Annotated in this window: 1 protein-coding gene; it reads left to right on the top strand. The window is 54.1% G+C overall.

What is annotated here, in order from left to right:
* On the top strand, positions 1–307 hold a 307-nt coding region (locus tag OGV67_RS02525; protein WP_286464878.1), incomplete at both ends, for a DUF2931 family protein.

Here is a 307-nt window from a genome sequence, read left to right as displayed (position 1 = left end):
TTTTCAACAAAGTCAAAAAACCGCCTCAGTACATTGTCTTCTGCTGGGAATCCTATATCGACAAACAAACTTACGAGACCAGCGCCGTGTTCGGACCAGAAACCTGGCTACGGATGAAAACCCCTGCCGATCATACCTGGGACGGGGATGCCGTCTGGTACGATAATCTTCTCTTCGGCCTGTCCCCTGGTGGCAAAGTCGACGTCTGGTTCCCCGATGTCGCCGGGCGTCCCAGCCTTCCCGTAAAACCGCTGAAAATGTGGACCCTCGCAGGCAACGAGATGACGCTCTGCAAAGACTACGTCGT

The organism is Citrobacter sp. CK188 (assembly GCF_030333525.1).
Classification (GTDB): domain Bacteria; phylum Pseudomonadota; class Gammaproteobacteria; order Enterobacterales; family Enterobacteriaceae; genus Citrobacter_B; species Citrobacter_B koseri.
This window is presented reverse-complemented; position numbering and strand designations above follow the sequence as displayed.